Source organism: Streptomyces sp. NPDC001920, assembly GCF_053594495.1.
Genome location: NZ_JBSFEP010000042.1, coordinates 1 through 9,601 on the forward strand (window position 1 = coordinate 1; position 9,601 = coordinate 9,601).

Sequence of the window (9,601 nt, forward strand, 5' to 3'; positions counted from 1 at the left end):
ACATCGCCCGCCTGCGCCGCAAACTGGGTGCGGCTCACCGGCACCGCATCGTCACCGTTCGGCGCGTGGGCTACAAGTACGTGCCCGACCAGCAGAAGAGCTCCAACGCCGCGCCCTGCGGCCGACCTTGAGGAGACCACTTCCATGGGCCTTGCCTCCGCGCCGTCCCACCCCGTCGCGCCGTCCGACCGAACCGGGCCCGGCCGTGCGCACTGGCTGCGCGTGGCCCGCGAGACGGCGGACGACCTGGCCACGGACGCGGCGGCCCGAGAGCAGGCGGGCAAGGCCCCGATCGACGAGGTGTCCCGACTGCGCGAGGCGGGACTGCTGACGCTCCTGACGCCGCCCGAGTCCCAGGGAGGCGGTGCGGACTGGCCCACGGCCTACGCAGTCGTCCGGGAGATCGCCGCGGCCGACGGCGCGATCGGTCAACTGCTCGGCTGTCACTACTTCCTGTCGGGGAGCGCCCGGTTCTTCGCCGGGCCCGCTCTCGCCGCGCAGACAGAGGAGCGGTCCGCAGCCGAACAGTGGTGCTGGGGCGGCGGTTTCGCGCGTCAGGAGCCGCCTCTGATGCTGGCCAGGACCTCCAAGGGGCTGGTGCTCGACGGTCGGCAGAGCTACACCACCGGGGTCCTGGTCGCCGATCGTCTCGCCGTGCGCGCCGTGCGGGAGGACACGGGTGAACCACTCGCCGTCGTGGTGGATCCCGCCCATCCCGGTGTGGTGATCGACGGCGATGCGGACGCCTTCGGCCAGCGGCTCGCGGCCGGCGGCAGCGTGGAGTTCGACGACGTACCGGTGGGTGCCGACGACGTGCTCGGCTCCCTGTCCGCGGACGAGGACTTGCTGTCGCCCCGGGCCGCCCTGGCATCTCCGGTCGGGCGTCTCTTCTCCGCCCAGCTCCTTCTCGGCATGGCCGAGGGAGTGCTCGCCGAGGCTCGTGAGTACAGCAGGACGGGCCACGCACCCTGGCACCCCGCCTGGCCGACCGGCACCCCGCACGACCCGCAGGTGCAGACCGCCTACGGAGAACTCACCGTCCTCACCCGCTCCGCGTCGGCACTCACCGATCAAGCACTGGAAGCCGTGCGGGACGGCCTTGAACTCGGCGAAGGCCTCACCTACGACGAGTGCGCGGACATCTCCGCCCTCGTGGCCATGGCCGAAACCGCCGCGGCCAGGGCAGCGCAGGAGTCCACCACCCGCGCCCTCGACATCATCGGCGCCCGCTCCACCTGCGCACGGCTGGGCTTCGACCGGTTCTGGCGCAATGCCCGAACCCACACCCTGTACGAGCCCGTCGCCCACCGGCTCCGCGATGTCGGGGAGTACTTCCTCAACGGCGCTCACCCTCCGTTCGTCCTGCCCGCCTGATCGGGAGGCGGGGACGTTCGGGGAGACCGGTTCCGGGGATCGAATCCGCGGTCCCGCAAATACCTGAGCCGATCGGCCTGCTGCCGGGAATCGGCGGCGGCTCCGTCCTCGGCCCCGTACTGGTCGGCCGGGGCATGTCCGTCGCCCGCGTGGCACCGGCCGCCCTCGCCTCCACGTTCGCCACATCCGTGACCGGGGCCGCGGCCTTCGCGCTGCTGTCCCTGACGCACTCCGGTGACATCGCCCCCGACTGGTACCTCGGTCTGGCCTGCGGCCTCGGCGGACTGATCGGCGGCCACCTCGGGGCGCACCTGCAACCTCGGCTGCCCGAAACGGCACTGCGTCTCCTGCTCGGCGCCCCGGCCACCGGCCTCGGTGCCCTCCACGCCGTGCAGTCACTGCGCTGACGGCCGTGGCGGCATAAAACGGCAGCCACCACCTCACCGCCCGTCCAGACCATTGTGAACGCCGCGCTTCATTCGCATGTCGGACCGTTGAGAACATATGGCGCACACGCAAGCGACATTGACCTGGCTGGATTTCGCTGCAACTCTCTTGGCTGTGAGCAAGTACGAGACCCTCGCCGCGCGCCTGCACGTCGATCTGCGACGTCAGGCCAGCGCCATCTGTGCCGTCGGTCGCCGCACCCGCTGACGGGCACAGCTCCCTTTCGCTCCATTTCACAGTGGGCTTCTGCGCAAGCCGCTGCTTTCTTTCAACAGACGTCGGCCCTCAACATAGCCATTTCTGCTGAGATCTCTTCTCGGCCGCCGGCGTCTGCCCTTTCCCTTTCCCGTTTCCCGAACAGGAACCTGCCATGGCCACGACGGCATCGACCCGACGTCACTTCCTCACCCTTCTCGGTCTTTCGGCGGTGTCGGTGAGCTGCGGCACGGCCGCCTCCGGAACACCGGCCGCCAAGGACCAGACCAAGACGCTGAGATACCAGGGCTGGGCCGGTCAGGTCACGTTGCCCGAACTGGCCGAGGATCTCGGCTATCTGGAGGACGTGAAGCTGAAGTGGGTCGGCAACACGATCAGCGGACCGCAGGACATCCAGTCCGCGGCCACCGGGCAGGTCGACTTCGGCGGCGCTTTCAACGGCGCGGTCGTCAAACTGGCCGCCAACAACGCCCCCATCAAGGCCGTCATCAGTTACTACGGCGCCGACAAGTACGCCTACAACGGCTTCTACGTCCTCAAGGACAGCCCGATCCGCTCGGCCCGGGACCTGATCGGCAAGAAGGTAGGGATGAACACCCTGGGAGCCCACTCCGAGGCCATGCTCGACATCTACCTTCAGCGGGGCGGTCTGTCCCAGGCGGACATCGACAAGGTCGAGCCGCTCGTGGTGCCCCCGGTCAACACCGAGCAGTCCCTGCGCCAGAAGCAGATCGACGTGGCCGTACTCGGCGGCATCCTGCGCGACAAGGCCCTGGAGACCGGCGGTATCCGCCCGCTGTTCACGGACTACCAGCTGCTCGGAGCGTTCAGCGCCGGCACGTACGTGATGACGGACCGCTTCCTGAAGCAGAACCCCGACACGGCCCGGACCTTCGTCACCGCCGTGGGGCGGGCCATCGAGTGGTCCCGTACCACTCCGCACGAGGAGATCGTCGCTCGGATGACGGAGATCGTGAAGAAGCGCGGCCGCAACGAGGACACCGCACCGCTGAAGTTCTGGCGGTCCTACGGCGTCGCCGAGACGGCGGGCCGGATCACCGGCAAGGAACTCCAGTTGTGGATCGACTGGCTGGCCGAGCGCGGCGACATCAAGAAGGGCCAGGTCGAGCTGTCGGACCTCTACACCAATGAGTTCAACGCCTACAAGAAGTCCTCCGCCACGAAGAGCGGGAGCTGATCCCATGCCGGAAGCCACCACGCAATCCACGACGCCCAAGATCGTGTTCGAAGACGTGCGGAAGGACTTCACCATCAAGGACCGTACGGGGGGCGGGCAGACCACCCGTTTCACCGCCCTCGACGGTATCGACCTGGACATCGCGGACGGGGAGTTCGTCGTCCTGGTCGGTCCCAGCGGCTGCGGAAAGTCGACACTGCTGGAGCTGCTCGGCGGCCTCACCCAGCCCACTGGCGGGCGGATCCTGCTGGACGGCGAACCCGTGACGGGGCCCGGACTGGACCGGGGCATCGTGTTCCAGCAGTACGCGCTGCTGCCGTGGCGCACGGCGCAGGGCAACGTCGAGTTCGGTCTGGAGGCCACCGGCGTGCCGCGTCGTCAACGTGCCGCACGTGCCCGGGAGTTCCTGGACCTGGTCGGCCTGTCCGGCTTCGAGGAGCGGCATCCGCACGAGCTGTCGGGCGGAATGCGGCAGCGGGTGGCGATCGCCCGCAGCCTCGCCTACGACCCCGACGTCCTGCTGATGGACGAGCCGTTCGCCGCGCTGGACGCCCAGACCCGCGAGTCGCTGCAGGACGAGCTGCTGCGCATCTGGCAGCGCACCGGCAAGACCGTCGTCTTCATCACCCACGGCATCGACGAGGCCGTCTACCTGGGACAACGCGTCGCCGTCATGACGTCCAGGCCGGGCCGGATCAAGCAGATCGTGCCGGTCGCCCTCGGATCGCGTACGGCGACGGACGACCTCCGCTCCAGTCCCGAGTTCGCACGGCACCGCCATCAGATCTGGTCACTGCTGCACGACGAGGTGGCCAGGGCCCAGCAGTTGGAGAAGGAGGAGGCCTCCGTATGAGCTCCACGACCGGCACGACAGCAGAGAAGGCCGACGCGACCCACGCGACCACCACGACCGACGCGGCGAACACGACGGAAACGGTCCAGGCACCTTCCCTCACCAAGCCCGCCGAGTCCGCCACGTCCCTTGAAGCCGGCACATCCACCGCGCTCACGCCCGGCGCCTCATCACCCCCGGACGCGCGCCGGGCTCCCTCCCTCACGGCCCGTGTCCGCCGGACGGCGCTGCGGACGGTTCGTCGACTGCCGTACCTGCTGCTGAAGGGGGCGACCAAGTCCGCGGCCATCGCGGCCCTGCTCCTGCTGTGGGAGGTCGCGCCGCGAGCCGGTCTGGTGGACCGCACCTTCCTGCCGCCGTTCAGCGAGGTCGCCGACGCCTGGTGGGGGCTCGCCGCGGACGGTCAGCTCGCCGACAACGCCCGGGCCAGCCTGACCCGTTCGTTCAGCGGTTTCGGTATCGCCGTGGCGGTGGCCGTACCGCTCGGGCTGCTCATCGGCTGGTACCGGCCCGTCGCCGACCTCCTGGGACCGCTGCTGGAGGTGTTCCGCAACACCGCCGCGCTGGCCCTGCTGCCGGTGTTCGTCCTGCTGCTGGGCATCGGCGAGACCTCGAAGATCTCCATCGTGGTGTACGCGTGCACCTGGCCGATCCTGCTCAACACGATCAGCGCGGTCCGCCACGTCGACCCGACCCTGCTGAAGCTGGCGAAGTCGATGGACCTGTCCGCACCTCGCCTGTTCCAGAAGGTCATCCTGCCGGCCTCGGTACCGGTGATGTTCACCGGCATCCGGCTGGCCGGAGCGGTGTCGATCCTTGTGCTGGTCGCCGCCGAGATGATCGGTGCCAAGGCGGGCCTCGGCTATCTGATCAACGCCTCGCAGTACAACTTCGCCATCCCCCAGATGTACGCGGGCATCATCACGATCTCCGCCATCGGCGTGGTCTTCAACCAGGTCCTGGTGACCGTCGAGCGACGGCTCAGCTCCTGGCGCCTACCCGCGGGCGGCTGACCCGCCCGCCCTCCCTTCTTCCCTCTCCCCCTGTCACCCGCCCGCCTCGCCGCCCCCCGATCCGAGGAACCCCATGACCGCGCCCAGACCCCGTCAGCTGCATCTCAACGCCTTCCTGATGAACGCCGGCCACCACGACGCCGCCTGGCGGCACCCGCGGACCCAGCCCGAACGCGTCACCGACCTGCGCTACTTCCAGCACCTCGCACGCACCGCCGAGCGCGGCCTGCTCGACTCCGTCTTCCTCGCCGACGGCCTCGCCCTGTGGGGCAAGGTCCGCCACAACGCCCTCGGCGGCTTCGAACCCCTCACCCTGCTGTCGGCCCTGGCCGCGGTCACCGAGCACGTGGGCCTGATCGCCACCGTCTCCACCACGTTCAACGAGCCGTTCCACACCGCCCGCAAGTTCGCCTCCCTGGACCACATCAGCGGCGGCCGGGCCGGCTGGAACATCGTCACCTCCGGCACCGTCAACGAGGCCCGCAACTTCGGGCAGGACGAACACCTGGAGCACGCGCTGCGCTACGCGCGGGCGCGGGAGTTCGTCGAGGTCGCCACCAAACTGTGGGACAGCTGGGAGGACGACGCGATCCTCCTCGACCGTGAACGCGGCATCTACGCAGACACCGACAAGGTGCGGGAGATCAACCACCGCGGGGAGTACTTCGGGGTGCAGGGCCCGCTGAACGTACCGCGCACCCCGCAGGGCTACCCGCTGCTGGTGCAGGCCGGCTCGTCGGAGGACGGCAAGGAGTTCGCCGCCCAGTACGCCGAGGCCGTCTTCACCGCCCAGCAGACCCTCGCCGACGGCCAGGCCTTCTACAAGGACCTCAAATCCCGCCTCGCCCGCTACGGCCGCACCGGGGACCAGCTGCTGGTGCTCCCCGGCATCGCGCCCGTCATCGGCTCCACGGAGGTCGAGGCCCGCACGCTGGAACAGGAACTGACGGATCTTCAGGTCCCGGAGTACGGGCTCGCCCAGCTCTCCGGGATGCTCGGCACCGACCTGACCGGACTGCCGCTGGACGGGCCGCTGCCCGAGCTGCCCGAGGAGCGGGACATCAACGGCAACAAGAGCCGCTTCACGCTCGTCGCCGAACTCGCCCGCCGCGACGGCCTCACCCTGCGCGAGCTCATCGCCCGCCTCGGCGCCGGACGCGGCCACCGCGTCTTCGCCGGCACTCCCGAGCAGGTGGCCGACGAGATCGAGGAGTGGTTCACCGAGGGCGCCGCCGACGGCTTCAACATCATGCCGCCCCATCTGCCGGGCGGCCTGGAGGACTTCGTCGACCACGTCGTGCCGATCCTGCAGCGGCGCGGGCTGTTCCGCACCGAGTACACCGGCCGCACCCTGCGCGAGAACTACGGCCTGCCCCGCCCCGCCAACCGGCTGACCGCGACAGCCGCAGGACAGGAAGTGGCCGTATGACCGGCCTCGACCTCACCACGGACGTCCTGGTGGTCGGTGGCGGCCCCGCCGCCACCTGGGCCGCGCTCAAGGCGGCCCAGGACGGGGCGGACGTGGTCCTCGCCGACAAGGGCTACTGCGGCACCAGCGGCGCCACCGCCTCCGCCGGAACGGGCGTCTGGTACGTCCCCCCGGAGCCCGCCGCTCGGGAGGCGGCCATGGCGAGCAGGGAGGGACTCGGCGGATACCTGGCCGACCGGCGCTGGATGGCCCGGGTACTGGACCAGACATACGCCGGGATGAACGAGCTCGCGGCGGCGGGACGCTACCCCTTCCCGACCGGGCCCGACGGCAAACAGCTCAGGAACGGCCTCCAGGGGCCGGAGTACATGCGCAGGATGCGGATCCGCGTCCAGCGGGCCGGGGCACGCGTCCTCGACCACAGCCCGGTCACCGAACTGCTCACCGATCCCTCCGGAGCGGTCGCCGGGGCCCGGGGGCACCGGCGGCAGGCCGGGCAGCCGTACCGGGTGCGCGCCGGGGCGGTCGTCCTGGCCACGGGCGGCTGCGCGTTCCTCAGCGGCGCGCTCGGCTGCAACGTCAACACCGGCGACGGCGCGCTGTTCGCCGCCGAGGCGGGCGCGGAGCTGTCGGGGATGGAGTTCTCCAACGCGTACGGCATCGCGCCCGAGGGCACCTCCGTCACCAAGACCGCGTTCTACTCGTTCGCGACCTTCTACCACGAGGACGGCACGGTCCTGGAGGGTGCCGCCAGCCAGGGCGGCCGTTCCGTGATCGCGCGGGCGCTGCTCAGCGAGAAGGTGTACTGCCGCCTCGACCGGGCGGACTCGGCGGCCCGGCAGGCGATGCGGCTGGCCCAGCCCAACTTCTTCCTCACCTTCGACCGGCTCGGCATCGACCCCTTCACCCAGCGCTTCGCCGTCACGCTGCTCGCCGAGGGCACCGTGCGCGGCACCGGCGGCATCCGCATCACCGGCGACGACTGCTCCACCACCGTCCCCGGCCTGTACGCCGCCGGCGACGCGGCGACCCGTGAGCTGATCTGCGGCGGCTTCACCGGCGGCGGCAGCCACAACGCCGCCTGGGCCATCTCCTCCGGCACCTGGGCCGGCCGGGGCGCGGCCCGCCACGCCCGCTCGCTCGGCGCACGCGCCGCCACGAGGCGCCTGGTGGCCGTGGGTGGGGCCGGGCTCCGGCCCACCGGAACACCGGGTCCGGCCGAGGACTTCCGCGAGGTCGTCACCGCGGTCCAGGCCGAGGTGCTGCCGTACGAGAAGAACTACCTGCGCCACGGCGACCGGCTCACCACCTCGTTGGAGGTCCTCGACAGCGTCTGGGAGCAGTCGCGCGCCTCTCTGCACGCCCAGGGCGGGGACACCGTACGGGCAAGGCAGGCGGCGGCGATGGCAGCACACGCCCGCTGGATGTACACGGCCGCACTGGCCCGTACCGAGACCCGCGGCATGGCCAAGCGGCTCGACTTCCCGGCACAGGACCCCGGTCAGCACCACCGCATCACGACGGGCGGTCTGGACCGGGTGTGGACCCGCGTCGAGCCCCTGACGGACGCGTCGGCCACGTCAGCCGCAGCCCTGGAGGCGGCCTCATGATCGAACTGGTCTCGGCGGAACGCTGCATCGCCTGCGACAAGTGCATCAAGGTCTGCCCGACCGATGTCTTCGACCGAGGCGAGGACGGCATCCCGGTACTCGCCCGCCGCGACGACTGCCAGACCTGCTTCCAGTGCGAGGCGAACTGCCCGGCCGACGCCCTGTTCGTCGCGCCCCTGACCCACCCGCTGCCCGACGACTCCACCGCCCGCGACGAGGACCACCTGGACCGTACGGGGCTGCTCGGCAGCTACCGCCGGCACATCGGCTGGGGACGAGGCCGCACCCCCGGCGCGCTACGGGCCGTCGGCCCTCCCCTCAGCCCGCCAGGGTCCCGGGGAACCTCCCTGCCCATCACCTCCTGACGACCTCCCGACTGATCGCCACTCGAAAGGACACCCGCGCATGACCACCAGCACCGACTTCGACATCCGCAGGATCGGCGGCCGGATCGGCGCCGAGATCCTCGGCGTGGATCTCTCCACCGACCTCGACCCCGCCGTCGTCACCGAGATCAACTCAGCGCTCCTGGAACACAAGGCGCTCGTCTTCAGGGGCCAGAACCTGGACGACGCGGGCCAGCTCCGCTTCGCCTCCCTCTTCGGTGAACTGACCACCGCGCACCCGACGGTCCCCTCCGTCGACGGCCAGCCGAACATCCTGCCGGTCGACGGCGACGAGGGAATCCGCGCCAACCAGTGGCACACCGACGTCACCTTCGTCCGTACGCCCCCCAAGGCGTCCACGCTGCGCAGCATCGTGGTCCCGCCCTACGGCGGCAACACGCTCATCGCCAACTCGGCCGCCGCGTACCGGGATCTGCCCGAGCCGCTGCGGGAGCTGGCGGACAAGCTGTGGGCGGTGCACACCAACGACTACGACTACGCCGCCCCGAAGAGCGAGAAGGCCGCCGAGCACCGCAGGCGGTTCGTCTCCCGGAAGTACCGCACCGCCCACCCGGTCGTCCGCGTCCATCCGGAGACCGGGGAGCGGGGGCTGTTCATCGGCGGCTTCGCCCAGAGCATCCTGGGCCTCGGCCCCACCGACTCCCGTGACCTGCTGCGCATCTTCCAGTCGTACGTTACGCGACCCGAGAACATCGTGCGGGTGACCTGGACACCGGGCGACCTCGTCCTGTTCGACAACCGCATCACCCAGCACTACGCCCCCGACGACTACGGCGACCTGCCGCGCCTGCTGCACCGGGTGACCGTCGCGGGCGACGTCCCGGCCGGTGTCGACGGCACGCTCAGTCACGTCATCGAGGGCGACGACGCCGCCCACTACACCCCGACCGCGGCCTGAGCACCGCACCCGCCACGCGCGGCCGCCGGGCGGGGGCATCCGCTCCCGCCCGGCGGCCCGCCCCTAGGTCGTGTCCGCAAAGTCCCGCCTGCCCCGCGACGCCTGGCACGCACTCTCGCCGCACCGGGCGAAAGCCCACGTACAACCAGTACGAGG

At 70.6% G+C, this 9,601-nt stretch carries 9 protein-coding genes and 2 pseudogenes; all 11 read left to right on the forward strand.

The annotated features are described in order from the left end of the window. Positions 1-131: pseudogene (locus ACWCPI_RS38660) on the forward strand (winged helix-turn-helix domain-containing protein); the annotation flags it as partial. A 13-nt stretch (positions 132-144) separates the two neighbouring features. Further along, positions 145-1,374, forward strand: coding sequence for an acyl-CoA dehydrogenase family protein (locus ACWCPI_RS38665; RefSeq protein WP_451042634.1), 1,230 nt, complete (start codon positions 145-147; stop codon positions 1,372-1,374). Between the two features lie 71 nt (positions 1,375-1,445). Beyond that, a pseudogene (locus tag ACWCPI_RS38670) lies at positions 1,446-1,781 on the forward strand (TSUP family transporter); the annotation flags it as partial. Between the two features lie 154 nt (positions 1,782-1,935). Continuing rightward, on the forward strand, positions 1,936-2,028 hold the full coding sequence (locus tag ACWCPI_RS38675; protein WP_451042635.1) for a putative leader peptide: 93 nt from the start codon (positions 1,936-1,938) through the stop codon (positions 2,026-2,028). Positions 2,029-2,191: 163 nt separating this feature from the next. Next, positions 2,192-3,235 carry an ABC transporter substrate-binding protein gene (locus ACWCPI_RS38680; RefSeq protein ID WP_451042636.1) on the forward strand — a complete coding sequence of 348 codons (1,044 nt, stop codon included), beginning with the start codon at positions 2,192-2,194 and terminating at the stop codon, positions 3,233-3,235. 4 nt (positions 3,236-3,239) lie between these two features. Next, positions 3,240-4,088: an ABC transporter ATP-binding protein gene (locus ACWCPI_RS38685; RefSeq protein ID WP_451042637.1), complete on the forward strand. Its 849-nt coding sequence runs from the start codon at positions 3,240-3,242 to the stop codon at positions 4,086-4,088. Further along, positions 4,085-5,101, forward strand: a complete 1,017-nt coding sequence (locus tag ACWCPI_RS38690; RefSeq protein ID WP_451042638.1) for an ABC transporter permease — start codon at positions 4,085-4,087, stop codon at positions 5,099-5,101. Before ACWCPI_RS38685 ends, ACWCPI_RS38690 begins: the two co-directional genes overlap by 4 nt. A gap of 73 nt (positions 5,102-5,174) precedes the next feature. Further along, entirely contained in the window at positions 5,175-6,530 is a 1,356-nt protein-coding gene (locus ACWCPI_RS38695) for an LLM class flavin-dependent oxidoreductase (protein WP_451042639.1), read from the forward strand. After that, entirely contained in the window at positions 6,527-8,140 is a 1,614-nt protein-coding gene (locus ACWCPI_RS38700; protein ID WP_451042640.1) for an FAD-binding protein, read from the forward strand. Before ACWCPI_RS38695 ends, ACWCPI_RS38700 begins: the two co-directional genes overlap by 4 nt. Then, positions 8,137-8,505, forward strand: coding sequence for a 4Fe-4S dicluster domain-containing protein (locus ACWCPI_RS38705; protein ID WP_451042641.1), 369 nt, complete (start codon positions 8,137-8,139; stop codon positions 8,503-8,505). Before ACWCPI_RS38700 ends, ACWCPI_RS38705 begins: the two co-directional genes overlap by 4 nt. 40 nt (positions 8,506-8,545) lie before the next feature. Further along, complete coding sequence (locus ACWCPI_RS38710) at positions 8,546-9,445, forward strand: TauD/TfdA dioxygenase family protein (protein WP_451042642.1); 900 nt, start codon at positions 8,546-8,548, stop codon at positions 9,443-9,445. Positions 9,446-9,601: the final 156 nt, after the last annotated feature.

Excerpts from the sequence above, each read along its gene's own strand:
- ACWCPI_RS38665 (WP_451042634.1), top strand. The coding sequence starts at position 145 with ATGGGCCTTGCCTCCGCGCCGTCCCACCCCGTCGCGCCGTCCGACCGA.
- ACWCPI_RS38680 (WP_451042636.1), top strand. The coding sequence starts at position 2,192 with ATGGCCACGACGGCATCGACCCGACGTCACTTCCTCACCCTTCTCGGT.
- ACWCPI_RS38685 (WP_451042637.1), top strand. The coding sequence starts at position 3,240 with ATGCCGGAAGCCACCACGCAATCCACGACGCCCAAGATCGTGTTCGAA.
- ACWCPI_RS38690 (WP_451042638.1), top strand. The coding sequence starts at position 4,085 with ATGAGCTCCACGACCGGCACGACAGCAGAGAAGGCCGACGCGACCCAC.
- ACWCPI_RS38695 (WP_451042639.1), top strand. The coding sequence starts at position 5,175 with ATGACCGCGCCCAGACCCCGTCAGCTGCATCTCAACGCCTTCCTGATG.
- ACWCPI_RS38700 (WP_451042640.1), top strand. The coding sequence starts at position 6,527 with ATGACCGGCCTCGACCTCACCACGGACGTCCTGGTGGTCGGTGGCGGC.
- ACWCPI_RS38705 (WP_451042641.1), top strand. The coding sequence starts at position 8,137 with ATGATCGAACTGGTCTCGGCGGAACGCTGCATCGCCTGCGACAAGTGC.
- ACWCPI_RS38710 (WP_451042642.1), top strand. The coding sequence starts at position 8,546 with ATGACCACCAGCACCGACTTCGACATCCGCAGGATCGGCGGCCGGATC.